The sequence below is a fragment of the Marinobacter sp. 1_MG-2023 genome (assembly GCF_030549045.1).
In the GTDB taxonomy this organism is placed as follows: domain Bacteria; phylum Pseudomonadota; class Gammaproteobacteria; order Pseudomonadales; family Oleiphilaceae; genus Marinobacter.
This window is the reverse complement of sequence record NZ_JAUOST010000002.1, coordinates 358,577-380,122: the sequence shown is the minus strand read 5'-3', so window position 1 is coordinate 380,122 and position 21,546 is coordinate 358,577. Positions and strand designations below refer to the sequence as shown.

General features: G+C 54.1%; 19 protein-coding genes and 1 tRNA gene. 13 read left to right on the top strand and 7 right to left on the bottom strand.

Annotation, left to right across the window (positions count from 1 at the left end; genetic code table 11):
- Positions 1-4: 4 nt before the first annotated feature.
- From rseP to Q4606_RS07860, 9 genes are all read left to right on the top strand, one after another.
- Entirely contained in the window at positions 5-1,354 is a 1,350-nt protein-coding gene (gene rseP / locus Q4606_RS07900) for an RIP metalloprotease RseP (protein WP_303607188.1), read from the top strand.
- A 44-nt stretch (positions 1,355-1,398) separates the two neighbouring features.
- Positions 1,399-3,717, top strand: a complete 2,319-nt coding sequence (gene bamA, locus Q4606_RS07895; RefSeq protein ID WP_303607187.1) for an outer membrane protein assembly factor BamA — start codon at positions 1,399-1,401, stop codon at positions 3,715-3,717.
- 47 nt (positions 3,718-3,764) lie between these two features.
- Positions 3,765-4,259, top strand: coding sequence for an OmpH family outer membrane protein (locus Q4606_RS07890; RefSeq protein WP_303593616.1), 495 nt, complete (start codon positions 3,765-3,767; stop codon positions 4,257-4,259).
- 47 nt (positions 4,260-4,306) lie between these two features.
- The gene (lpxD, locus tag Q4606_RS07885) at positions 4,307-5,332 is read left to right on the top strand and encodes a UDP-3-O-(3-hydroxymyristoyl)glucosamine N-acyltransferase (protein WP_303593614.1); all 1,026 of its coding nucleotides are present in this window, start codon (positions 4,307-4,309) and stop codon (positions 5,330-5,332) included.
- A gap of 10 nt (positions 5,333-5,342) precedes the next feature.
- Positions 5,343-5,780 carry a 3-hydroxyacyl-ACP dehydratase FabZ gene (gene fabZ / locus Q4606_RS07880; protein ID WP_303607186.1) on the top strand — a complete coding sequence of 146 codons (438 nt, stop codon included), beginning with the start codon at positions 5,343-5,345 and terminating at the stop codon, positions 5,778-5,780.
- Positions 5,780-6,571 (top strand): acyl-ACP--UDP-N-acetylglucosamine O-acyltransferase, encoded by a 792-nt coding sequence (lpxA, locus tag Q4606_RS07875; protein WP_303593611.1) that lies wholly within the window; start codon positions 5,780-5,782, stop codon positions 6,569-6,571. Before fabZ ends, lpxA begins: the two co-directional genes overlap by 1 nt.
- 20 nt (positions 6,572-6,591) lie before the next feature.
- On the top strand, positions 6,592-7,773 hold the full coding sequence (gene lpxB, locus Q4606_RS07870) for a lipid-A-disaccharide synthase (protein WP_303607185.1): 1,182 nt from the start codon (positions 6,592-6,594) through the stop codon (positions 7,771-7,773).
- Positions 7,774-8,463 (top strand): ribonuclease HII, encoded by a 690-nt coding sequence (gene rnhB / locus Q4606_RS07865; protein WP_303607184.1) that lies wholly within the window; start codon positions 7,774-7,776, stop codon positions 8,461-8,463. It abuts the gene before it with no gap.
- 67 nt (positions 8,464-8,530) lie between these two features.
- Positions 8,531-8,607: transfer RNA gene (locus Q4606_RS07860), tRNA-Met, on the top strand.
- A 123-nt stretch (positions 8,608-8,730) separates the two neighbouring features.
- On the opposite strand, the gene Q4606_RS07855 is transcribed toward Q4606_RS07860, so the two are convergent.
- Positions 8,731-9,933: a Xaa-Pro peptidase family protein gene (locus Q4606_RS07855; protein WP_303607183.1), complete on the bottom strand. Its 1,203-nt coding sequence runs from the start codon at positions 9,931-9,933 to the stop codon at positions 8,731-8,733.
- A 93-nt stretch (positions 9,934-10,026) separates the two neighbouring features.
- Positions 10,027-11,034: a hypothetical protein gene (locus Q4606_RS07850; RefSeq protein WP_303607182.1), complete on the bottom strand. Its 1,008-nt coding sequence runs from the start codon at positions 11,032-11,034 to the stop codon at positions 10,027-10,029.
- Positions 11,035-11,216: 182 nt separating this feature from the next.
- Here Q4606_RS07850 and Q4606_RS07845 point away from each other — a divergent pair, with 182 nt between their 5' ends.
- Positions 11,217-12,968: an autotransporter assembly complex family protein gene (locus tag Q4606_RS07845; RefSeq protein WP_303607181.1), complete on the top strand. Its 1,752-nt coding sequence runs from the start codon at positions 11,217-11,219 to the stop codon at positions 12,966-12,968.
- Entirely contained in the window at positions 12,965-16,735 is a 3,771-nt protein-coding gene (locus Q4606_RS07840; protein ID WP_303607180.1) for a translocation/assembly module TamB domain-containing protein, read from the top strand. Before Q4606_RS07845 ends, Q4606_RS07840 begins: the two co-directional genes overlap by 4 nt.
- A 2-nt stretch (positions 16,736-16,737) precedes the next feature.
- On the opposite strand, the gene Q4606_RS07835 is transcribed toward Q4606_RS07840, so the two are convergent.
- From Q4606_RS07835 to Q4606_RS07825, 3 genes are read right to left on the bottom strand one after another with little or no spacing between them, the layout of a single operon-like run.
- Positions 16,738-17,424, bottom strand: coding sequence for an SIMPL domain-containing protein (locus Q4606_RS07835; RefSeq protein WP_303593599.1), 687 nt, complete (start codon positions 17,422-17,424; stop codon positions 16,738-16,740).
- Between the two features lie 39 nt (positions 17,425-17,463).
- Positions 17,464-18,186: a gamma-glutamyl-gamma-aminobutyrate hydrolase family protein gene (locus Q4606_RS07830; RefSeq protein ID WP_303607179.1), complete on the bottom strand. Its 723-nt coding sequence runs from the start codon at positions 18,184-18,186 to the stop codon at positions 17,464-17,466.
- Positions 18,179-19,180, bottom strand: coding sequence for an amidoligase family protein (locus Q4606_RS07825; RefSeq protein ID WP_303607178.1), 1,002 nt, complete (start codon positions 19,178-19,180; stop codon positions 18,179-18,181). The genes Q4606_RS07830 and Q4606_RS07825 overlap by 8 nt, the downstream gene beginning before the upstream one ends.
- A gap of 228 nt (positions 19,181-19,408) precedes the next feature.
- On the opposite strand from Q4606_RS07825, the gene lexA reads away from it, so the two are divergent.
- Together lexA and Q4606_RS07815 are read left to right on the top strand one after the other, a co-directional pair.
- A complete protein-coding gene (lexA, locus tag Q4606_RS07820) occupies positions 19,409-20,017 on the top strand; it encodes a transcriptional repressor LexA (protein WP_303593595.1) in 609 nt (202 codons plus the stop codon).
- A 44-nt stretch (positions 20,018-20,061) separates the two neighbouring features.
- Positions 20,062-20,553 (top strand): cell division inhibitor SulA, encoded by a 492-nt coding sequence (locus Q4606_RS07815; RefSeq protein ID WP_303593594.1) that lies wholly within the window; start codon positions 20,062-20,064, stop codon positions 20,551-20,553.
- 9 nt (positions 20,554-20,562) lie between these two features.
- Here the strand turns inward: Q4606_RS07815 and Q4606_RS07810 are convergent, their stop codons facing one another.
- Positions 20,563-20,823, bottom strand: coding sequence for a hypothetical protein (locus Q4606_RS07810; protein WP_368497096.1), 261 nt, complete (start codon positions 20,821-20,823; stop codon positions 20,563-20,565).
- Between the two features lie 64 nt (positions 20,824-20,887).
- Positions 20,888-21,394: a DUF6586 family protein gene (locus Q4606_RS07805; protein WP_303607177.1), complete on the bottom strand. Its 507-nt coding sequence runs from the start codon at positions 21,392-21,394 to the stop codon at positions 20,888-20,890.
- Positions 21,395-21,546: the final 152 nt, after the last annotated feature.

Genomic DNA, 21,546 nt, shown 5'->3' with positions numbered 1-21,546 from the left:
AGATATGCAAATTATTCAAACCGTACTCGCCCTTGCGCTTACCCTGGGCATACTCGTCACCCTCCATGAGTATGGCCATTTCTGGGTAGCGCGTCGTTGTGGTGTGAAGGTACTTCGCTTTTCAGTGGGCTTTGGTAAGCCGCTGTTTTCGTGGTTTGACCGTCATGGTACCGAGTTCGCCATAGCGGCTATCCCGCTGGGCGGTTACGTCAAAATGCTTGATGAGCGAGAAGGGCCGGTTCCTGAAGAGCTCAGAGATCAGGCTTTCACCTCCAAGCCTCCATCCCAGCGGATTGCCATTGCGGCAGCTGGCCCTGTTGCTAATTTTATGTTCGCAATTTTTGCATACTGGCTGCTCAGTGTAGTGGGCGTTACTCACATTGCACCAATTGTCGGGGATGTTGCTGATAAAAGCGTTGCCCGGCAGGTTGGGTTGCAGGAAGGTATGGAGATTCACGCGGTTGACGGGCACCGGATAAGTTCCTGGCGCGACGTGAACATGCGAATTCTTGAGCGAGCGGGTGAGCAGGGAGTGATAACTCTGGATGTATCCAGTGGTGGCGCTCGTGGAACCGTGAGTGGTGAACTTGGCGGCTGGCGTCTGAGTGAAGATACACCTGACCCACTAGCAGAGTTCGGCATTACGCCCTGGCGACCGGATGTGCCAGCCGTTCTCGGGCAAATTTCAGATGGCGGTCGTGCCCAGGCGGCAGGCTTGCGCACTGGAGATCGTATTCTGGCTGTGAATGAACAGCCCGTGGCAAACTGGTTTGAGCTCGTTGATTTTATTCGCAATGCGCCTGGGCAAACACTGGCCCTTGTCATCCAGCGAGCAGGCTCTGAGCAATCTGTGCAGATTACGCCAGAAGCAAAAAAACAGGATAATGGAGAAATAATCGGATTTGTCGGTGCGGGGGTTGAGACTGTTTCCTGGCCTGAACATGTGTTGCGCGATGTCCGCTATGGCCCTCTGGCGGCAATTCCCGTTGCTCTGGATGAAACCTGGGCGGATACCCGCCTCACGCTTGTTGCCATCAAAAAAATGGTTACAGGGCTACTTTCCCCCAGTAACCTCAGTGGCCCGATAACGATAGCCCGGGTGGCAGAGGCCAGTGTCAGTTCCGGGTTTGAAGGTTTTATTCGTTTCCTGGCTTATCTCAGTGTCAGTCTGGGTATTCTTAATTTGTTGCCTGTACCGGTTCTGGATGGTGGTCACATCGTTTACTACACGATCGAGGCAATCCGCAAAAAACCGCTATCGGACGAGGTTCAGGCCATAGGATTACGAATTGGTATGGCAATGATCCTTACATTAATGGTGTTTGCTCTTTACAACGACCTGATGCGGTTGTGAGAATTGCGGGCTCCTTACGCGCATTAACCAGGCGAAATAATTGAATGAGACGTTCTCTTCTAGGTTTAGCCGTTGGCCTCGCTGTTGCCGCAACCGGCATGACGCCAGCACTTGCAGATGAATTTACGGTTGCAGACATCGAGGTGGAAGGCTTGCAGCGTGTTTCTGCGGGTTCTGTGTTTTCCGCTTTTCCCGTCAATATCGGCGAACAGATGGACGAAGCCGAACTGGCAGATGCAATCAAATCACTGTTCCGGACCGGGCTGTTCACCGATATAGAGGCCAGCCGTGACGCCGGTATTCTTATCCTGTCGGTACGCGAGCGGCCTTCGATCGCTTCGATCGAAATCGAAGGTAACAAGAATATCGAAACCGACATGCTTATGGATGCGCTGGCGGGTGCCGGCCTTCAGGAAGGCCAGGTTTTCAGGCGGGCAACGCTGGAGCGACTTGAGCTGGAGATTTTGCGCTCCTACATTGGCCAAGGTCGCTATAACGCCAGGGTAAAGGCATCCGCTGAAGTGCTGCCGCGTAATCGAGTAGCCATTCGGCTGGATATTAACGAAGGTACGGTTGCTGCTATCCGGCACATCAACCTGGTGGGTAACCAGGAATTCAGCGATGAGCAATTGCGCGACCTGTTCGAGCTGCAAACCAGCAGCTGGTGGAATTCTCTAACCAACGCAGACAAGTATGCCCGGGAACGCCTGAGTGGCGACCTTGAAACACTGCGCTCGTTCTACCTCGATCGCGGCTACCTGGATTTCAATGTAGAGTCCAGCCAGGTGTCCATTTCGCCGGACAAACGCCAGGTCTTTATCGCAATAGCATTGAACGAAGGGCCTCAGTACACAATATCCGAGATCCGGCTTCGCGGTAATCTCATTGTTGATGAAGAGGAGCTGCGTGAGCTGATTCCCGTGAGTGAGGGAGATGTTTTCTCCCGTGCCCGCATGACCGCAATTTCTGAAACACTGTCGTTCCGGTTGGGTAGAGAAGGTTATGCCTTTGCCAATGTGAATGCCGTGCCTGAACCAGGTGAAGGTAACACCGCTGCCGTTACGTTTTATGTTGAGCCAGGTAAGCGGGCTTATGTTCGCCGCATTAACTTCGACGGCAACGTTTCCACTCGCGATGACGTCCTGCGCCAGGAAATGACCCAGATGGAGGGCGGGATTGCCTCCTCGGATCGCATCGAGTTTTCCAAGACCCGGCTGGAGCGGTTGGGTTTCTTCCAGACGGTCAATGTGGAAACTGTTCCGGTGCCTGGAACTGACGATCTGGTCGATGTGAACTATTCGGTAGAAGAGCAGCCTACGGGCAGTCTCTCCGCATCCGTGGGTTTCTCTCAGGATTCCGGTGTGATTCTTGGCGCCAACGTTTCCGAAAATAACTTCTTCGGCACGGGTAAACGTGTGTCGTTCGGTGTGAATGTCAGTGATTCGGTCAAGAGTGCCAATATTGGTTATACAGACCCCTACTACACCGTAGATGGTGTAAGCCGCGGGTTCAGTATCTTTGGTCGTGAAACCGACTTCGAAGAAGAAGACATTACTTCCTACCTCCTGGATGAGTACGGTGGTCGCCTTACGTTTGGCTATCCTACTGACAATATTACGCGGCTGAACTTCGGCGTTGGATACACACTTTCTAAAGTCAAAGGCGGTACATATACTTCGCAAGAAGTGACTGACTTCATAGAGGAGGAGGGCGACTCCTTTAACAATTACTTTTTGTTCGGTAGCTGGCGCCGCAGTACCCTCAACCGGGGTGTGTTGCCGACAAAAGGTTACAGTCACTCGCTGTCGTTGGATGTTGCTGTGCCCGGAAGCGACCTTACGTTCTACAAGGCCAGCCACAAAACCGACTTCTACTTCCCTCTGTCAGACACTGGTCGATGGGTGTTTCGGACAAGAACGGATATCGGCTATGGTGATGGCTACGGTGACCGTTCGGTGATGCCGTTCTACGAACACTTCTATGCAGGCGGGTATGGTTCGGTAAGAGGTTATCAGGCTAACTCGCTCGGTCCACTCGCCACCAATGCGGCTAATGATTTTTCGGACCCGGATCCTTTTGGTGGTAATTTTCTCACCGAAGGTTCTATGGAGCTGATTTTCCCGACTCCATTTGCCGGTGATACCCGGTCTATGCGCACGGCGTTCTTTGTCGATGCAGGGCAGGTATTTGATACGGATCGAGGTTATGACGCGGAATTGTCGGAATTGCGTTTGTCCGCAGGTATTGGGTTTCAGTGGATTACGGCAGTAGGTCCTCTGGCATTCAGCCTTGCCAAGCCGCTCAACGACAAGGATGGTGACGATACCCAGATATTCCAATTCTCGCTTGGTCAGACATTCTGAACCAGAAATACGTGAAACAATAACGAGTGAAACTCAGGAGACCCATTATGTTCAGAACCGTGTTGATGTTTGTTGCAGCGATGGCGCTGGCATTACCCGCAATGGCTGAAACCCGCATTGGCGTTGTAGACCTGCGTCAGGCTCTGTTCTCTTCGAACGATGCCAAGATTTTCAGTGAAAGTCTTCAGAAAGACTTTGCTGGCGATGAGGAAAAAGTTCGCGCAACCCAGGAGTTTGCTCGCGAACTCAAAGAGCGTCTGGAAAAAGACGGTGCAATGATGAACGAAAGTGAGCGTAACAAGCTTGCAAGTGAATTCCAGGAGAAGGTCAAAGAGTTTAACTTTCTCAAACAGCGTCTGGATTCTACTGTTAATCAGCGCAAACAAGCATTTCTTGAAGAGGCTCGTCCGGAAGTAGACGCGGCGGTAAAAGAGCTGGTAGACGAAAACGATCTTGATCTGATTCTGCCGAGCGAAGCCGTTGTTTACGTGAAGCCGGACATGAACCTGACCTCACAGCTTCTGGATAAGCTGAACCGTTAATTCCTGCCGGAGAGCCCTCGGGCTTGCGAGCGCTTGTGGAGCGAGTGATGACAGAACAGTCTTACCGGCTTGGAGAGATCGCAAATGCTCTGGGGGCAGAGCTTCGCGGAGATCCTGAGATCCGGGTTTCGGGCCTTGCGACTCTTCAGGCAGCTGGCCCCGAGCAGATCAGTTTTCTGGCGAATCCTACCTATGCCAAGCACCTGGCAGATACCCGGGCTGCGGCCGTTATTATGTCGCCTGTGGCCGCGGGTGACGGTCAGACCAATGTCCTGTTACTCGATAATCCGTACCTGGGCTATGCTCGTCTTAGCCACTGGTTCGACCCAGCCCCCGTCGCGCCGCCAGGTATTCATCCTGCCGCCGTGGTTGATGCGACGGCAAAAGTAGCGGCCAGCGCCAGTGTTGGCCCCAATGCTGTTATCGAAGCCGGCGTTGTGGTTGATGAGCAAGTTGTTATTGGACCTGGCAGTGTAATCGGGGCTCGGAGCAGGATCGGAGCTGGTTCTGTTCTCCGTTCCAGGGTCACCCTGGCTCACGATGTGGTTGTAGGGGAGCGGTGCCATATCCTTAGCGGCGCAGTGATAGGCTCCGACGGGTTCGGCTTTGCTAATGAAAAAGGTCAGTGGCACAGGATCGCGCAACTCGGGCGCGTTATTCTTGGTAATGACGTTGAAGTTGGTGCGAATACTACGATTGACCGTGGCGCCCTTGATGACACAGTGATCGGAAATGGCGTCAAACTTGATAACCTTATTCAGATCGCTCATAACGTTCGTATCGGTGATCATAGCGCGATGGCGGCTATGGTCGGGATTGCGGGCAGCACGAAGATTGGCAGCCACTGTGTGTTCGGAGGAGCCTCCGGAGTGGCTGGGCACCTGGATATTGCAAGCCAGGTTCACCTGACGGGTATGACTCTGGTGACCGGCGACATTCGGGAGCCTGGTGTCTACTCCTCCGGAACCAGCGCAGACAAGAACCGGCAATGGCGTAAAAACGCCGTTCGTTTCCGCCAGCTCGATGCTCTGGCGCGGCGCATTAAAGAGTTGGAAAAGAAATTAGAGGGCTGAGGCCGATAAAATGATGTATATCAATGAAATACTGGAGTATCTGCCGCACCGCTACCCGTTTTTGCTGGTGGATCGGGTTACCGAGATTGAAAAGTCCAAATCGATCAAAGGCTACAAAAATATCTCCTTTAACGAGCCGTTCTTTACTGGTCATTTCCCGGAAAACCCGATTATGCCGGGTGTATTGCTTATTGAGGCCATGGCTCAGCTTTCCGGTATTCTTGGTTTTGTGACTGTGGGTCGGAAACCTGCAGACGGAGTGGTACAGTATTTAGCCGGGTCCAGTAAGGCGCGCTTCAAGCGCCCGGTGCGGCCGGGCGACCGCCTGTGTATGGAGTCGGAACTTATTTCGGGCAAACGTGGAATTTATAAATTCGATTGCCGCGCACTGGTCGACGGTGGAGTCGTTTGTGTGGCAGAGATACTGACCGCTGAGAGAGAAGTTTGATGGCGACAAATGATTGGTCGGGTGTCCATCCACAGGCGATTGTAGACCCGTCAGCCAAACTTGCGGATAACGTAACGGTTGGCCCGTGGAGCTATATCGGCCCAAATGTAGAGATTGGTGAAGGTACAGAAATTCTTTCCCATGTGGTTGTTAAAGGGCCAACCGTAATTGGTCGGAATAACCGGGTTTTTCAGTTTTGCAGTGTCGGTGAAGAGTGCCAGGACAAAAAATACGCCGGAGAGCCGACCACGCTGATTATCGGCGACAATAACGTGATCCGCGAAAATTGTACGATCCACAGGGGTACTGTACAGGATCAGGGTGAAACCCGTATTGGCAGTGACAATCTGCTGATGGCCTATGTGCATGTGGCCCATGACTGTGTTATCGGCGACAACATAATTCTTGCCAACTGCGCAACGCTTGCTGGCCATGTAACGGTCGGCGATTACGCTATTCTTGGTGGCGGCACCATGGTGCACCAATTCTGCCATATAGGGCCTCATAGCATGGCGGCGGGGGGAAGTATCGTTCTGAAGGATATTCCGGCCTACGTCATGGCTGCTGGACAGTCAGCGGAGCCCCACGGTATGAATGTCGAAGGTCTAAAGCGGCGCGGATTCAGTAAAGAAGTACTGATGACCCTGAGGCGTGCCTATAAGGTTATCTACCGTCAGGGTCTTACCACAGAACAGGCCGTCGAAGCGCTGGAAGATGCTTATTCGGATACGCCGGAAGTGCGCGTGCTAATTGACTCCCTGCGAGGAGCTCATCGCGGAATAATCCGCTGAGCGGGCAGGAGCCCTTCTAGATGGACCAGCCTCTGACCCCGGTTGTCAGTGATCGTAGGATAACCTTTGGAATTATTGCAGGTGAGGCGTCGGGGGATATTCTCGGCGCAGGCCTGATTCGCTCGCTTCGCAACCGGTATCCGAATGCGCGCTTTGTCGGCATCGGCGGCGATGAGATGATCGCCGAAGGCTTTCACTCTCTGGTTCCCATGGAACGCCTGTCCATAATGGGGCTGGTGGAAGTTCTTGGCCGCATACGAGAACTCTTCAGTATCCGGGCCCGCCTTTTAAGTTATTTCTTTGCTACGCCGCCAGATGTGGTTATTGGTATTGATTCCCCGGATTTCACTCTTGCCATTGAGGGGCGTTGCCGTGAAGCGGGTATCCCATCTGTTCATTACGTCAGTCCGTCTGTTTGGGCATGGCGGCAGAAGCGGATATTTAAAATTGCCAAATCCGTTGATCTCATGCTCACCCTGTTGCCATTTGAGGCCAGGTTTTATGAAGAGCACAAGGTGCCCGTTGCTTTTGTAGGGCATCCGCTTGCAGACCGAATCCCTATCGTTCCAGAGACGGGCAGGGCTCGCCAGGAACTGGGACTTGATGAGAATGTTCCCTTGTTGGCTGTTTTACCAGGAAGCCGAGCTGGAGAAGTTGAGCGCCTGGGGACTCTATTTCTGGAAGCTGCGCGTTGGATTCAGAGTAAGCGCCCGGATGTGCAGCTGGTCATTCCTTGTGTTAACCGTGAGCGGGAGCAACAAGTGCGCGACCTTATCGAAGCACTTGAGGTAAAACTACAGGTCACCATAGTGAGGGGGCGCTCGCGTGAAGTTATGGCTGCTTCAGACGTTGTGTTGCTCGCTTCCGGAACCGCGACCCTTGAAGCCATGTTGCTGAAGAAACCTATGGTGGTGGGTTATCGGCTGAGCAACTTCAGCTACGCGCTCGTTTCCCGTCTGGTTAAAGTGCCTCACGTTTCATTACCCAATTTGCTGGCAAGGAAACCCTTGGTTCCGGAGCTCCTGCAGGATGACGCAACGCCCGAATCCCTTGGCGCAGCTGTGCTGGAATGCATGGAGAATCAGCAGGAGCGTGAACGACTTGTCGAAGCGTTCACAGAGCTCCACCATACCTTGAGACAGGATGCCGATGAGAAGGCGGCCCAGGCAATTTCCCGGCTTGTTGAAGAGAGGGTTCACTAGATGGCCAAGGCTCCAGCGCTACCACCTTTTGAATGTGCCTATCAAGGAAGGCTTCTGGCCGGTGTTGATGAAGTAGGTCGTGGGCCCCTTGTAGGCGCGGTGGTAACTGCCGCTGTGATTCTCGATCCCGAGCGGCCCATTACGGGGCTGGCGGACTCGAAAAAGCTCACAGAGAAAAAGCGCAATGCGCTCTATGACGAAATCCTCGAGCACGCCACAGCCTGGAGTCTAGGCCGCTGTGAAGCAAGCGAGATTGATCAGATCAATATCTATCAGGCCACGATGATCGCGATGGAACGGGCTGTCGCAGGCCTTGGTGTATCGCCTGAATATGTGCTTGTGGACGGAAACAAGTGCCCGGAGTGGCACTGGCCCTCAGAACCCGTGGTAAAAGGGGATAGCCGGGTAGAAGCGATCAGTGCGGCATCCATACTTGCCAAAGTAACCCGCGACAGGGAGATGGAAGCTTTCGAGCTGAAATACCCGGGCTTTGGTTTTGCACAACACAAAGGCTATCCCACCCCTGTGCATCTGGAAGCCTTATTCCGTCTGGGCGTGACGCCAGAACACCGAAAATCTTTTCGGCCTGTGCAAGAAGCGATAGAGCAAGTGGGGTTCTGTAAACCTTACCTTGCAACGGTTGAGGAAGCTCTGCATTACCCCAATGACCTGTTTGAAAACTTGAGTTGACAAAGCTCTCACGAGTCCTTAATATACGCGCACGTTGATCGGGGCAACCCGGCAACAACCAGTTTGATGCGGGGTGGAGCAGTCTGGTAGCTCGTCGGGCTCATAACCCGAAGGTCGTTGGTTCGAATCCAGCCCCCGCTACCATATAAAAAGGCAGATCAGTAACTTACTGATCTGCCTTTTTGCTTTTCGAGTCTCGAATTTCCTCTCCGTCCGTATCCTGTCTTACCAGGCAGGGTTCAAATTTGCCTGTCAGAGTTCCCGTGGCTATAAAAAAATCTCCTGGAGGGACAGGGAATTTGTTGTGATCCGTTCGGCCCCTGTTGCGGTGATCCGCACAGTTTCGCTGAATCCAATGCCAAATTCCCCCGGCTTGCGCAGGCAGATCGGCAAATGAAATACCATATTTTCTTCCAGAATGGCCTCGTTGTCAGTTGCGATAAACATCGAACCGGCCACCCAGGATGGTGGAAATGCCACGCCGACCGGATAGCCAAATACGCCGGAGAAAAAGGCTCGATCGGCAATCGGCTCGAGTGCGGTCTCTCCGGCTCGGGCAGCTGAGGCGAAGCTTGAACCGGCTCGTGCGGCTGACATCACCGCTTCGAGCACCTGTATACAAGTTTCATGGAATTCACGAATCTCAGCCGAAGCTTCACCGACTACGGCCGTTCGCATCATTGGTGCGGTATAGCGCCGGCGAACCGCACCAAATTCGGTGAATACCACATCACCCCGAGCGACCTCATAACCGGCATGGTTGGTATGAATGATTCCGCTACGGGCGCCGGTCGTCACAATGGGTTGCATGCTCATGAACTCGCTGCCAGCCCCCAGCATGGTGCTGGCACCAGCCTGCGCGATTTCGTGGTCAATGATACCTGCTCGTATGACAGCCGCTGCCGCGTCCAGGCCGGCACCTGTGATGGTTGCGCTTTCAGCGAGATAGTCTATTTCGGCAGGGGATTTCACCAGGCGGACACGATCGATCAGCGTGCCGAAATCCATAAACTTTGCTGTGTCCAACTCATTTTTGAGAGCCACAAGCAGCCCTGGTCGAAAGGAACCCGCCCAAGGATTGAACCCTATTCGAGGGGCAGGTTTAGTGGCCGCTCGACGTACCTGCACAGCGAGTTCGCGGGCTACCGTCTCGGGTGCCTGCCATGGATAACCGATAACCTCGTCCACCCGGCTCAGATAAACCGCGGGCCCGATTTCGATGGCCGGTACGAACAGCACGGTTCGATCAGCTGAAACAAGAAGAACGCACTGAACCGAAACCTCGAAGGTGGTGTACCCGGTCAGATAACACAACTCTCCGGCTTCCGTCAGCAATAATAGGTCAAGATCGGCTTTAGCCATTTTTCGGCGAACTGAAGCAAGCCGTGCCTCATATTCGCCAGGCTCAAATGCGAGAACGGGCTCGGGAAACTGGTTCTGCAGTCTTTTACGGTAGGTGCGGTAATCCATAGGTCGATTGCTCGCTGTTCCGGAAACCAGCTTGCATTAGGCGCTTATTTGTTCCCGATATGCAAGAAGCGGGGTTTGATTCAGGTTCAGGCTCTAGGGAAGCTGCTCTCGCCAGCGCTTGACTCTGACCTGCCCTTTGATGGCGTCAATAATTTCAATAATGAGTGCGATCAGCGCTTCGTTCCTTGCGTCTTTACTATCAGGTTGCCCCGGCCCGCGGATAAACGCGTTTACTATGTCCTCGATAAACGCATGGTTCGAAGAAGAGGCCAGGTCTTCCAGAATCTGCTGGATAACATTGGCAACAATATCGCCCACCGCATCTTCAAGGGTTTCCTTGATCGTTGATCCCACAACCGGTAGGTATTTCAGCCGTGAAAGTTCCACGTTCTGCTTCAATGCATGGTCAACCCTGTCCTCAAGATAAGTTCTCAGTGCACCGCGGTTGGGGACATAACCTTCTTTTGCGGCCTGAGCCACGCGTTGGGAGATCCATTCAGTCAGCATGTCTCGCCGCGGGTAGAGGATCTCGTTCTGGACTTTCTCGAAGAGAGGTGAGCCGAGCGTTATTTCGTGTTGAACGCCGCTCAATACCTTGTTCACGATGCGATCGGAAAGTTCTTCCATAAAAGCTTCGTAGTAGAAATTTACAAAGCGGAAAACTCCGGTGCTGGTAACATCGATTATCTTGTACTGATGCAGGCGGTAGATAATGGAAATAACCCGCAGAATCCTTAAGAACCTCAGGCTTCCTACGGGTATACATCCAATCACGTCATACCAGTGGATAAAGGGATAAAAGTACCAGCGGTCGTACACCTTGGCCCTGATTGCATAGCCCCAGCGCACGAAAAACTCGGTCAGGAAGATCGCAACGAACACTGCATCGTATAGGATGAAGTTTTCGTGCACTGGGTGATAAGCGGCCTGGAATGCTGGCAGATGTTCTTTTAACGCGTTCTGGATGGCAACGAAGTTATAGACGGAGTCCCAGATAATGAATGCGAGGTTGATGATGAGCAGTCCCAGCATCAGGAAGTCAATAATGAACCAGATAAGTTGATGGCTGGACTTCAGGTTCTCGCGGTTAATTTTCAGCATTCGCTGGCATCCGTCCTCTGTGGTGTAATAGCGGTTATCGTTCATCTGACAGGTTAGCGTATTTGAACCCGGCGGACGACTTGCTCGAGCGTGGATTAACTTGACCGCCTGGCATTAAACTCTCACGCTTGACCGATAATCACTTTCATCGTTCCCATCACGACCAACACTGAAACAGCCGGATGCAATCACTTGATCACAATTTGAAATCGGGCCGAATCCGGCTTTTTGGGCTGCTGCTCCTGTGGTCCTCTTTGAGCCAGGCGCAACAAGTTGAAGTTCAGGTTAAAGGTGACTATCCGGGGCTTGAGGATAACGCTGAAGCGTTTATTGGCGAGGTCGAGGGTCGAAGTGCTGACAATTTGCGCCGTTATGCATCGACGGCAGTGAAGCAGGCCAGTAAGGCATTGCGCGCTCTGGGCTATTACAGCCCAACGGTGAACTGGAAAGTCGAAGAGAGCGAGTCAGAAGAACTTGCCCGACTGGTCCTGGATATTACTCCCGGAGATCCGGTGCGAATCAAATCCCGAGTGGTCGAGATTCGAGGTGCGGGAGCTTCAGACGAAAGCTTTACCGACGATCTGCCTGTGCACCCTGCAGAAGGCGATATTCTCAATCATGGTGAATACACTAACCTCAGGAATGCGCTTCAGACCCGGGCCCGGCGTCGCGGGTACTTTGATGGCCGCTTCGAGACTCGTACTCTGGAGGTTGATCCGGAGGCTGGCATTGCCAATATTGTTATTGTGTTTGAAAGCGGTGAACGCTATCGGCTCGGTGACGTTACGTATGGGGAAGGACACTGGTTTGAAACTGGTCTTCTTGATGATTTTGTTACGTTTGAGCCAGGCATTCCCTATCACGCGGACGAAATCGCCAAGCTCAACAGTGATCTTCTCGGCAGCGGTTATTTCTCGGGCGTGGATATCGATGCGACACCGGGGAGCGCAGAGGATGGTGTTATTCCAGTGCGGGTCGACGTGACCCGAAGAGATCCCCGGTCGCTGGCAGCTGGCCTTGGGTTTTCCACGGATGTCGGGCCTCGCTTTCGGGGCACTTGGCGCGAGCACTGGATCAACCCGATGGGGCACCGGCGTGGGGCCGAAACAGAGTTATCCGAACCCAGGCAGAACCTGAGCACCTGGTATGAGCTGCCGCTGGACCCTCCCATGACGGACCTGATTCGTTTTACTGCAGGCTATCAGCGCGAAGACATCGAGAACGTCGAGTCTGAGCTGCTGACGTTTGGGCAGCAATGGCAACACCAACTTGATCATGGGTGGTTGCAGGTGTTGTCCCTGCGTTGGGAGGGGGAGCGCTTCAATATTGGCGATGATGAAAAAGGAACGAGCTCGCTGCTGTTGCCGGGTGTCGGCTATTCCAAGCTGCATGTTGACTCTGCGCTGGACCCGACCAAGGGGTATCGTTTGCAGGCCGATGTGAGCGGCTCTCACAGGGCAGTCCTTTCCAGTGTGGACATATTGCACGTGAACGCCATTGCCAAGGGTTTGTTCACATTGGCTGACAAGCACCGCTTTTTATCCCGTTTTCAGTTGGGCGGCGTTGCGACTAGCCGGTTTGAGGATGTGCCTCCTTCACTGCGCTTCTTCGCCGGTGGTGACCAGAGTGTGCGCGGGTATGCCTACGAGAGCCTGTCCCCGGAGAACGAGAACGGTGTCAAAGTTGGCGGGCGTTACATTCTGGTGGGTAGTGCTGAATATCAGTATCAGTTCGCAGACAAATGGCGAGCCGCGTTGTTTGTTGATCATGGCAACGCTATCAATGATCTGCTTGATCCCCTTGCTACTGGCGCGGGTGCCGGTATTCGCTGGCTCAGCCCACTTGGGCCCCTGCGTCTTGATATCGCCAAGGGTTTGAACCCCGAATTCGGTGGTGGGTGGCGGATTCACTTTTCGATGGGGCCTGAACTGTGACCAAAGCTCTTGAAGGCCACGGGACTCCGGAAGGCGCACAGAAGCCTCAGCGCAAGCGTGGTGGTCGCATCAGGTTCTGGCTTCTTTTGCTGCTTGGATTGTTGGTGCTTTTGCCGGTTGTACTGGTGTCGGCAATTTTGCTGGCGTTGCGCTCCGAGACGGGGACCGCCTGGGTTATCAATCAGATACCCGGGCTTGAAGCGGTTAATGATCGTGGCTCCCTGTTCGGAATCTGGCAGGCGGATAGCCTCCAGTGGCGGGGGTATGGTGTTGATGTGGCGGTTGAGTCACCGTTCATAGACTGGTCTCCCTCCTGTCTTTTTGATCTGCACCTGTGCCTTGAGACCCTTCAGGTAGAGCAGCTGGATGTTAGCGTGCAGCCATCCGAGGAGGGGCAGAGCTCGAGTGGAGATATCAGCCTGCCGGAGCTTGAGCTACCACTGGGACTGAGGGTCAACAATGTAAGCTTGGGCACTTTCACGTTCAATGGCAGTAAGGTTTGGGACAGATTTGAGTTAGAGGCAGATGGTTCGGGAGCTGACTGGCAACTTGAACGCGTCTTCTACCAGCTCGATGACTATACCGTAACTGCGTCTGGTCGCGTGGAAACCCGCCGGGACTGGCCGGTCAGCCTTGAGATAAGCGCGAATTTGCCGCCGCCCTATGGAGATGCCTGGGCAATCGATCTGGTGCTTTCCGGCAGCGTTCGGGATCTTTCGATCGCGGGCCAGAGTCGCGGCTATCTCGATGCAACACTAGAGGGGGAGGTCCAGCCGCTGGCCTCGAGTCTGCCGGCACGCGTGCGAGTCGAGTCACAACAGTTCCGTGCGGCCGAAGCTTTGCCGGACACACTGGTTCTGAACGATTGGTTTGTCGAAGCTTCAGGTAGCCTGCAGGGCGGATTTAAAACCCAAGGGCAGGCCATGCTTGAGGGTACGCAAGGGCCGATAGACCTGGCGCTTGCAGGCTTGGTGACAGCCGCTGAGGCACGGGATATTCGGTTACAACTTTCCACACAGGATAAGGCCGGTAAATCGCCTCAAACCCTGGTGCTCGCCGGCAACACGCGGTGGCAGGGCGGTGTCAGTGCGCAGTCTGATATCCAGCTAAGAGATTTCCCCTGGTATTCACTGCTACCTGGCCTGAATGAGCCGATTGTTTCGCTTCATACACTGGACGGAAGTGCTTCCTGGCGTGATGGTCGCTATCAGGCCAATCTGACGGCTGAAGTAGATGGTCCTCAGGGTCTCGCGGAGTTGGCAACAGTTATTGAAGGCGATGCCAGCCAGGCACGGCTGACAGAGTTCTCAGCAGTGACGGGTGCCGGCTCTCTCTCTGGCGAGGGCGCAGTAGATTTTTCCGGGCCGCTGAGCTGGCGTGCGGCGCTGGAGGCAAAAGACTTTAATCCCGGCTACTGGGTGCCGGTTCTTGAGGCCAGTCTTAGTGGTCAGGTCACCACAGAGGGGCAGCTTACCGATGGGTCGGTGCCGACGATGGAAGCCAGCTGGGACCTGGAGGGCCAATGGCGTTCCAGCCCCACTGTTGCGGCCGGTCGACTTGATACCTCAACCGGTGCCTGGGTCGTGCCGGAGCTGAAGCTGGTTGTTGGTGATAATCGCCTGGAAGGCAGCGGCCAATGGGGCGAGGAGTTGCAAGCTGACCTGGACCTGGAACTGCCAGATCCTGGAAAAGTTCTGCCAGGCCTTGGTGGCAAGGTTGAGCTACAGCTGGAGCTTACAGGAACGTCTGATGACCCCCTTGGGGCATTAAGCGCAAGTGCGACCGAGCTGCGCTGGCAGGACTTTCTGGTGGTTGATGCGCTGAGTCTTGATGCGAGGCTGGACTCCGGATTCCGCCTCAACACCGAGCTGCAGAGCAAAGGAATTAGCGTTGCTGGGCAAAATATCGAGTCGCTTGCCGTCAGGGTTGAGGGCACCCCGGGTGAGCACGAAGTAGCTATTGATGCCCGGCGCGAAGAAATGGGGTTGCAGCTGGACTTTGAAGGCTCTGCGGGTGATGGCTGGGCGACCTGGAAAGGTGAGCTCGCACAGGGCGTGATTGATCTACCCGGTCAGGAGCAGAGTTGGGTGCTGGAGGCTCCCGCAGGGCTGGAATACGGCGATGATGGCGAACTTAATTTTGCGGCCCATTGCTGGCGCTGGCAGCAAAGTTCTGTTTGCGCGGATGACCAGACCCTGTTGCCTGTACCTGATATAGCCTATCGAATTAACGATTTTCCTGCTGCAGCTCTGGCCCCGGTTCTGCCGGAGACGATGCGTTGGCATTCCGATATCAATGGCAAAATTGACTTCACCTCAAACGGAAATGGCCCCGATGGCCGTATAACGCTGGATGCGGGTAAGGGCAGGTTTGCGCTGCTGCTGGATGGTGAGTGGGAGAACCTGAGTTACGAGACTCTGACAACGGAGCTGGACCTCAAGCCGGATCAGGCGGATCTCGCGGTGCGCTTGTCTGGGCCTGAGCTTGGTAAGCTTGCTGTGGATATGAGGCTGGACCCTATGAGCGAAGACCGCCAGGTTGAAGGAAGCTTCAAACTGAGTGATCTCGATATTGCTCTAGCCGGTTTGTTTACCGGTCTTGAAGAAGTTGCCGGGGAAGTAAACGGTGAAGGGACCATATCTGGCCCGCTGATGAGGCCTGCTGTGCACGGGGAGGTGGCTTTAACCAACGGCCACGTGGTAGATCCGCGCTTGCCTCTGCCCATGGATGAAGTGGTTATCAGTGTTGAGCTTGACGGATATTCTGCGGATATTCGGGGGCGGGTAAGTAGCAACGCTCGAAGCGAAGCCGTTATCCGGGGCGATATTGACTGGCAGGATACCCCGGGCGGTGAGGTTCGCATTACTGGTGAAAGACTACCCTTTAGTATTGAACCCTACGCCCATCTCGAAGTGGCACCCGACCTGACCATTGCATTCCGTGATGGAGGGCTGCGTGTTGAAGGCCGTATTGAAGTGCCCCGGGGGGACATTTTAATAGAAGCGCTGCCGGCGCAGGCTGTCTCAGTATCTGAAGATGAAGTCATTGTCGGAGTGGAGCAGGGAGAGCCTTTTGTTCGGTCTATCAATATGGATGTTACGGTTGTTGTAGGTGCTGATCAGGTGACCTTTGCCGGGTTTGGTGTGACCGGCGATCTGGAGGGTACACTGCGGATCGGTAACGACATGGACGCCCGGGGTACCCTTCAGTTGGTGGACGGTCAATACGATGCCTATGGCCAGGAGCTTGAAATACGGCAGGCCAGGTTGCTGTTTGTCGGTAACCTGGCTCAGCCGTACCTGGACATTGAAGCCGTAAGGCAGGTGGACACTGTGGTCGCCGGAATTCGACTGAGTGGCCCGATTCAGTCACCTACGACCGAGGTGTTCTCCAGCCCCGATATGCCGCAATCCGATGCCTTATCTTATGTGATTCTTGGGCGGGCTCCGGGAGGACAGGCTGATGATGGTCAAATGGGGCGAGCAGCCATTTCTCTGGGACTGACCCAGGTAAACAAGGTTACCGGCCAGATTGGAGAAGGTTTTGGTATTCGCGAGCTCATGCTGGAGGCGGAGGGTAGCGGCGACCAGACATCCGTTGTAGCCAGTGGTTACCTGACAGACGACCTGAGCATTCGTTACGGAGTGGGTATTTTTGAACCCATAAGTACCGTGGCGTTGCGTTATGATCTGGGCAAATACTTCTATCTAGAAGCTGCCAGTGGGTTGGCAGCTTCTCTGGATATCTTCTACACCCGGGACTTCTAGCCTCAGTCCAGTTCAAAGGTTGCGCTTACAGATGCGCTGATTTCCCGTTCTCCAACACTCGAAATGGAGTCCGCGCCCCTTGTTTCGGCCGCCATCATCATTGGCATGGGGCGGTGACCACCGTTAATGTTGAGAGATACCACCTCCCCGCAGCGCTGGTTCATTTGCTGCGCAACAAAATCGCAACGGGATTTCGCGTCGGCCAGTGCCAGTGCCAGCGCTTCGCGTTCCATGCGAGCTTCTTCAGAGTGGAAAAACTGATGCGGGCCCAGGTTGTAATTAAGCCCCAGAGCTTGTGCCTGTTGTAGGACCGGGTTCAGCAGTGATAAGTCAGTGACGGTGAAGCTGACGGTCTGGGAGGCAACTGCCCGTTTTTCCGGCTCTGCCTCCCGGGTTTCGGCAGGCAGTGTGCGGCTATAAAGGTTGACCGATGCATCCGTGTACTCATGGAGTTGCGCCCTGTACTCGCTGATCCCCTGGTGCCATTGTTCTATCATTGATGCTACCTGAGCAGTAGCTTGCTGCGGCTGTTCATGCTCCGCGCTGGCGGTAAACTTCAGGCGTGCACTGTCCGGCTCATACCGGACACTTCCCTCTCCGGTGAGTGTAACCTCGCCAGCCAGGGCCAAACCTGGCACCAACAGTGGCAGGACCCAAAGAGAACGGGTTTTCCTGTTGTTTCTCGCCATAACACTTGGTCTCCGAATTCGGGTTTAACGTCAGGCTCGTCAGGATGCAGGTTCCAGTCGGGCCAGTTTGAATGAGAGGGCTGCTTGCACGAACTCGCTGAAGATCCGCCGGTGGCCACTGTGATAAAGCAGGTACTCGGGATGCCACTGCAGCCCCATAAGCCATTGGCCACGGGTGCTTTCTATAGCTTGGACGAAAAGATCATTGTCTACGGCTGTTACCTGCAGATTTTTGCCAAGGCGCTTTATGGCCTGACTGTGGATCCGGTTGGCTCCGATTACCGGGGCTCGCATGAGCTTTCCCAGCCGGCTGGACTTTACTAGCCGGACAGTCTGCATGGGCAGTAAAAGTGGCCTGTGGCGGGTATTTACCCTGAGAGGCGTTACGTTCTGGCACAGCGAGCCACCGTGAAATATGTTGATAAACTGAGCGCCACGGCAGATACCCAGCACCGGAATGCCGACAGACTCAGCTTGTTCCAGTAATTGAAAATCGGTTTTATCCCGGGCCTTGTCGTAATGGGCGCTCACTTGGGGTTCCTGGCCGTAACGCCCCGGATGAACGTGTGTGCCACCTGAGAGCACCAGCCCGTCTAACATCGATACGTCTACGCGGGTGCCGGGGCGGATGTAGTAAGGGCGAACACCCTGCAATCTGAGGCCGAAACTGATCAACTGTTGCGCGACGCGCCTGCGGGCGGGACCGCTGATGCCAATTGTCAGGCCGGGCAAGTTGTTTTCTGTAAGGTCCTGTTCAGACATAGCCTTTGCTTTGTAGCCACTTTGCTGAAGTTTCCTGCCAGCTATGTGTGAGATTGCGCAGGCTGATCTTTCGGCTTTCCCGGAACAAGGCTCTCAGCTCCGCCAGATCGTCTGCATTATTGGCGATCTGCTCGACCACCACCCAGTCATTCCACACACTGGAGAAGTTCCATTCCGGATTGTCGATGTCACAGTCCGGCAATCGGTAGTGCAGAGTAGGCCTGCTCTTGATGCGTGGATCTTTGACGTACTGATCGAGAAGGGGTTTGTCCAGATGGGCAAACAAAGGCAAAAGGTCCAGAGCACGGTTGCGCGTAGGATTGGATTCCAGGTAGTCAACCATCATCTGGTGTTGGTCCGGCGAATAGCCCTCCGTCACCAGTAGGTCTGTATAGCGGCTGCTCCAGGGTTCGATATAGGGCGTGAACTTTCTGCTGATATCCAGTTGGTGGTGAGCTTTGAGCCAGTCATAGAGCACGGCAAAAGCCTGGAAATAGCGAATCAGTGTTGCTGGTGTAAGATCCGGTAGTTCCGGGTTCAACTGTAAGCCGAATGCAAAATAGATAGCCTCCCGGCTACCCAGTGCGCCGGCTTCGCGTAGCTCCTTGACCAGATATTCGATCTGTTGAATTTCGGAGAACGGTAAAGGAGGACTCACAATCTCTAGCGGAACAATGCGCTCAGCTGCCGCGTCGATAACCTCCATGGCTTGCCCGCCAAGTTCACGCAGTACCTCTGGAACTCTGTCATCCGTAAGATCGAACTCTTTCACCTGCTCGGAATCAAGTTCAATGATGAAATCACCCATCGATGTCTGAAGCTTGCTCACATAGCGGGATTCGAGTGTCGGGGTTCCATCGAGAAGTTCCGCAACGATACTGACAAGTTGCTCATACCCAAGCCCGGACAGTTCGATTTCAACACCGACACGGCGTTCTTTTCCATCGGTTGTTTTCAGTATGTCTGGCATTTTGCAGGACGTAGCGTTGTTCATAGGACTCACTGGGATGAATTTGCGATCTTTTTACCATATCACACTCACTTAAGAGCGTCGGTTAAGGGGTTGAAAGAAATTAGGGTGCGCGACTTTACACTGGATAAAACACTGTATATAGTCAAAACACTGTATAAACAAACAGGAATGCTGGCGGGCCGTATCTGCCAGCAGATATCAGACCCGGCATGTATAAGCCCTGCATGCAGCAAGCGGAGCAGCGCAACAATGAAGCTGACAGCAAGACAGACTCAGGTACTGGAAATTATTCGCCGATCCGTGGATGAAACCGGTTACCCGCCCACTCGCGCAGAAATAGCCGCAGAGCTTGGATTTCGTTCGGCGAATGCCGCTGAGGAACACCTGCGGGCACTGGCACGTAAGGGCGCTATTGAGATGGTGCCGGGTGCGAGCCGGGGCATACGTCTGCCAGAAGCCGCTGAAGATCTGGGGCTGCCTGTGATCGGTCAGGTGGCGGCGGGCAGTCCGATCCTGGCCCAGGAACATATTGAAGATCATTGTACGCTGAAGCCGGAGTTTTTCTCGCCTTCGGCCGATTATCTCCTGCGGGTCCGGGGCATGAGTATGAAGGACATCGGGATTCTTGACGGCGATCTTCTGGCAGTTCACAGCACTCAGGATGTGCATAACGGGCAGGTTGTTGTCGCCAGAGTGGGTGAGGAAGTGACTGTAAAGCGTTTCCGGAAAGAGGGTTCGAAGGTCTATCTGATTGCCGAAAATGAAGAGTTTGCGCCGATTGAAGTCGATCTTACGGAGCAGGAGCTGTTCATTGAAGGGCTGGGTGTAGGTGTTATCCGGCGCTCTGATCTGCACTGATCGGGCTGGTATAAACCACAGACGCATTGAAAAACGGGTGAATTATGGAACAGCTAAGCTTTAATCAGAACATGGCGTGGCAGCAAGCTATTTTACCTTGCCCTGTGCCGGAGTATACCGCCCGAAAGCAGCGCACAGTCATTCGGGCCCGGCATAAACCGGATATCAGGGAATCCGCGCCTGCTGGCAACGTTACGGAAATCATAATGCCAGAAGGGCAGGTGGAGAATTTTCAATTACTGTTGCCGATGCTGACTCAGCTTAACCAGGAAAAGCGCTGGCTGGCCTGGATTGATCCTCCCCAGGCGCTCGTGAGCAAGTGGCAGAAAATGCACGGGATTGTTGCTGGAGAGCTTTTGGTGCTGCGCTCTACCGCAGAGTACCCGGCACGTCAGCTTGCGGAAAGAGCCCTGAGCGCAGGTACCTGTCATGCGGTAGTGATGTGGACCCGTAAACTGGGTAAGACAGCCTTTGACTCTCTGCAGAAGGCTGCGGCGGAGGGCAACAGCCATGGTGTTGTGCTCCGGCAGCGGTAAAGCCTGCCTTCAGTGCAGAGTGTATGCGGGCTGAGCGTCTGAAGCGTCCAGCTCGTCTTCTTCCCAGTCAATGTCGTGAGTGATGTTGCCAGCGGCTTCTATTCCCGCGGCAATCATGGCTTTGGCAACAGACATATCCCGATCTTCCAGCATTTCGCGAGCTTCACCTGAAAAGGAAATTTTGACCAGCGGCTCACTGTCATCGTCGATGCGTCGCAGGGCATAGTCGCCGTTGCTTAGTTGTACAATTTCGAAAAACGATGGTGACATTTCATTAACCTTTATCATGTTGAGAACCGGAAGTAGCGGTGATTGCTGCAGTGATCGAGGGTAGTTACCACTCGCCGTGTTGCTCTTCCAGGTTGTCGGCAAACTGTTTTATCGCATTCATAGTCTTCAGGAGCGTTTGTGCGGAACGGTCGGGTCCTGCGTCAGCTGATACGGCAATGATATTTTCTGCATTAACCGTTTTTCGTGCTGCGGGCGGCCTGCTTTGAGTGGCTTCCAGCTGGTCAAGATAGTTCCACCAACTATCCGCCTCCTGCTCAAGAGCTCTTAATCTTCTGATTTCGGTGGCTTGTTCGCCGATCAGATTTGCCAACTCCCCCAATGTCGAAGGCTCCTCCGAACGCTTCTGGTAGAACCTGGTAATCATTATCAATAATAGCCGTCTTGCCCTTAGCAGGAGCTCGATAGAGCCCTGAATAGCCGCCTCATGCTGCAGTTTCTGCGCTGGAGCATGATTAGCATTTCCGCTATCGGCAAGCTTCTCCGGCATTTCCAGAAGCGTTCTTGCAAGAAACAGCTTTTGAGAAACCAGCGAATACCATTGAGATGCCATTGATCGTGTCTGCCGTGCATTTGGGGGCTTTCGTGCGTTCTCGATTGCGGGAATTTCTCCGCCCGAACTGCCCGTGAATAAAACAGCCCACCATTGTAGCATTCCAGCGCGCAGATTTCTTCAACCCTTAGCTCCAAGCCCCCAGGTGACAA

What these genes read in the sequence shown, in the direction of transcription:
- rseP (WP_303607188.1), top strand. Translation starts at nt 5, where the DNA reads ATGCAAATTATTCAAACCGTACTCGCCCTTGCGCTTACCCTGGGCATA.
- bamA (WP_303607187.1), top strand. Translation starts at nt 1,399, where the DNA reads ATGAGACGTTCTCTTCTAGGTTTAGCCGTTGGCCTCGCTGTTGCCGCA.
- Q4606_RS07890 (WP_303593616.1), top strand. Translation starts at nt 3,765, where the DNA reads ATGTTCAGAACCGTGTTGATGTTTGTTGCAGCGATGGCGCTGGCATTA.
- lpxD (WP_303593614.1), top strand. Translation starts at nt 4,307, where the DNA reads ATGACAGAACAGTCTTACCGGCTTGGAGAGATCGCAAATGCTCTGGGG.
- fabZ (WP_303607186.1), top strand. Translation starts at nt 5,343, where the DNA reads ATGATGTATATCAATGAAATACTGGAGTATCTGCCGCACCGCTACCCG.
- lpxA (WP_303593611.1), top strand. Translation starts at nt 5,780, where the DNA reads ATGGCGACAAATGATTGGTCGGGTGTCCATCCACAGGCGATTGTAGAC.
- lpxB (WP_303607185.1), top strand. Translation starts at nt 6,592, where the DNA reads ATGGACCAGCCTCTGACCCCGGTTGTCAGTGATCGTAGGATAACCTTT.
- rnhB (WP_303607184.1), top strand. Translation starts at nt 7,774, where the DNA reads ATGGCCAAGGCTCCAGCGCTACCACCTTTTGAATGTGCCTATCAAGGA.
- Q4606_RS07855 (WP_303607183.1), bottom strand. Translation starts at nt 9,933, where the DNA reads ATGGATTACCGCACCTACCGTAAAAGACTGCAGAACCAGTTTCCCGAG.
- Q4606_RS07850 (WP_303607182.1), bottom strand. Translation starts at nt 11,034, where the DNA reads ATGCTGAAAATTAACCGCGAGAACCTGAAGTCCAGCCATCAACTTATC.
- Q4606_RS07845 (WP_303607181.1), top strand. Translation starts at nt 11,217, where the DNA reads ATGCAATCACTTGATCACAATTTGAAATCGGGCCGAATCCGGCTTTTT.
- Q4606_RS07835 (WP_303593599.1), bottom strand. Translation starts at nt 17,424, where the DNA reads ATGGCGAGAAACAACAGGAAAACCCGTTCTCTTTGGGTCCTGCCACTG.
- Q4606_RS07830 (WP_303607179.1), bottom strand. Translation starts at nt 18,186, where the DNA reads ATGTCTGAACAGGACCTTACAGAAAACAACTTGCCCGGCCTGACAATT.
- Q4606_RS07825 (WP_303607178.1), bottom strand. Translation starts at nt 19,180, where the DNA reads ATGAACAACGCTACGTCCTGCAAAATGCCAGACATACTGAAAACAACC.
- lexA (WP_303593595.1), top strand. Translation starts at nt 19,409, where the DNA reads ATGAAGCTGACAGCAAGACAGACTCAGGTACTGGAAATTATTCGCCGA.
- Q4606_RS07815 (WP_303593594.1), top strand. Translation starts at nt 20,062, where the DNA reads ATGGAACAGCTAAGCTTTAATCAGAACATGGCGTGGCAGCAAGCTATT.
- Q4606_RS07810 (WP_368497096.1), bottom strand. Translation starts at nt 20,823, where the DNA reads ATGTCACCATCGTTTTTCGAAATTGTACAACTAAGCAACGGCGACTAT.
- Q4606_RS07805 (WP_303607177.1), bottom strand. Translation starts at nt 21,394, where the DNA reads ATGGCATCTCAATGGTATTCGCTGGTTTCTCAAAAGCTGTTTCTTGCA.